2 protein-coding genes are annotated in these 2,338 nt (G+C 47.6%); both read left to right on the top strand.

What is annotated here, in order from left to right:
- Positions 1 to 150: 150 nt before the first annotated feature.
- Entirely contained in the window at positions 151 to 1,701 is a 1,551-nt protein-coding gene (istA, locus tag AWB54_RS14870) for an IS21 family transposase (protein WP_061215383.1), read from the top strand.
- Positions 1,694 to 2,338 (top strand): ATP-binding protein (locus AWB54_RS14865; RefSeq protein ID WP_061215382.1); only part of this gene is annotated, 645 nt, incomplete at its 3' end. The genes istA and AWB54_RS14865, both read left to right, overlap by 8 nt.

Genomic DNA, 2,338 nt, shown 5'->3' with positions numbered 1-2,338 from the left:
TGGGTAATATTTTGCGATAGAGCCACACGTGTGACGAAATAGAGCCACCATGAGCATCAAATAGAGCCACCTTGGTCATGATGAGAGCCACCTCCGATATAATGATGGAATGCACTACACAGTGCTAATCATTATAAGGAGGTAGATCAAATGATCAAGTATCGGGAAATCCTTCGGCTTCACAGCCAGGATGTGAGCGGACGCAGCATAGCTTCCAGCTGCCAATGCTCACGAAACACAGTCAGTAAAGTGCTCGAAAGAGCTGAAGGGTGTGGTATTACCTGGCCCTTCGAAAAAGACATGGCAGATGCGGATCTCCAAAAACTGCTCTTCCCAGAGAAAAGCATCAAGTCAAGCCGGAAACTGCCGGATTGCGCCAACATCCACAAGGAGATGGCCAAAAGCGGTGTCACACTGAGTCTGCTGTGGCATGAGTACTGCGAAACCTGTCGGCTAAGCGGCGAGATTCCACTAATGTACAGTCAGTTTTGCCGGTATTACCGGGAATATGCCAACAAAACAAAAGCGACCATGCGGATTAAACGTAAACCCGGCGAAATGATGGAACTGGACTGGGCAGGCAAAACCGCCTTTCTTAAGGACAACATCACTGGCGAACCCATTCCGGCACCCATCTTTGTGGCTGTGCTGTCCTGCAGCCAGTATGCTTATGTAGAAGCTTTCCTGAATATGAATATGGAAAGCTGGATTAATGCCCACATTCATGCCTTCAACTACTTTGGCGGTGTCACAAGAATCCTGGTACCGGACAATTTGAAAACGGGTGTTGAACAAGTTTCTAAGCCAGATCCTAAGATCAACAAGACCTACCATGAGATGGCGGAGCATTACGGTACTGCAGTGATTCCTGCCCGGGTAAGGCACCCCAAGGACAAACCCCATGCTGAAGGAACTGTAGGTATTATCTCCACCTGGATAATTGCTTCCCTGCGTCATCAGCAGTTCTTCTCCTTACGGGAACTAAATGGAGCCATCCAGGAAAAATTGGCGGAGTTTAACGAAAAGCCCTTTCAAAAGAAGCCGGGAAGCAGGAAGAGCGCTTTTCTTGAAGAAGAAAAGGCGTTACTGCTGCCCCTGCCTGCCTCCCCATACGAACTTGCCACCTGGTCGAAGGCATCCGTACAGTATGATTATCACATATATGTGGACAAAAATCAGTATTCGGTGCCCTATGAATACATACGGCATCAGGTGGATGTGCGCCTTACCAGTAAAATCGTTGAAGTTTTTTATCACAACCACCGTATTGCTTCCCATCTCAGAGTGTTGGGAAAAGAAGGTCAGGTTATCACAGTCCCGGAGCATATGCCGGAAAAACACCAAAAGTACCTGGAGATTAACGGCGATTTCTTCCGAAAGTGGGCTGCTGATGTCGGGGCTAACACAGTGATTGTGGTCAATGCCATACTCACAAGACATAAAGTCGAAAAGCAAGGGTATCGCGCCTGTACATCACTGATGAAACTGGCTGACACCTATTCCCTGTCCCGGTTGGAGGAAGCCTGTCACCGGGCCTTAAGCTACACGCCTAGTCCCAGTTTTAAAACCATTCAGACAATTCTAAAGACCGGACAGGATAAAATGTCGGTAAAAGAGAGTCGTCCAGTGACCAGGTCCAATACCGAGACCCACGGATTTGTCCGGGGTGCCGACTACTATGGAGGTAAAGAACATGATTAATGCCACGACCGTCAACAAGCTCATTGAGATGCGTCTTGCCACCATGGCTGAGGCCTTCAGGCGTCAGCTCTCTGATGAAAAGTACAAGGAACTGTCTTTTGAAGAACGGGTAGGTATCATGGTAGATCAGGAATGGGCCAAACGAAGAAGCAACAAACTGCTGCGCCTCATTAAAAAAGCGGAGTTCCGATACCCTCAGGCCAGCATTGAAGATATTGAGTACCATGCAGATCGAAAACTGGATAAAGCTCAGATTATTCGTTTATCCAGCTGCACTTACATCGAGGAAAAACGAAACTTGATTATCATGGGAGCTTCAGGCAATGGCAAATCCTACATGGCTTGTGCCTTCGGAATGGCAGCTTGCCGTAACTATTATACCACCCGATATATCCGGCTGCCGGATTTATTGGATGAATTGGCAGTGGCCCGTGGTGAAGGTATTTACAAGAAGGTGATGAAACAATACAAGAAAATCAGTCTCCTCATTCTGGATGAATGGCTGCTGACCCCTTTAAAAGAAACACAGGCATTGGATTTATTGGAAATCGTTGAAGCACGGCACCAGAATGCATCGACCATCTTCTGTACGCAGTTTGCACCAGGCGGTTGGCATGAGAAGATTGGAGAAGTCACT

Source organism: Syntrophomonas wolfei subsp. methylbutyratica, from assembly GCF_001570625.1.
GTDB classification, from domain to species: domain Bacteria; phylum Bacillota; class Syntrophomonadia; order Syntrophomonadales; family Syntrophomonadaceae; genus Syntrophomonas; species Syntrophomonas methylbutyratica.
Note: the sequence above shows the minus strand (reverse complement) of the source record. Positions and strands in the feature narration are given on the sequence as shown.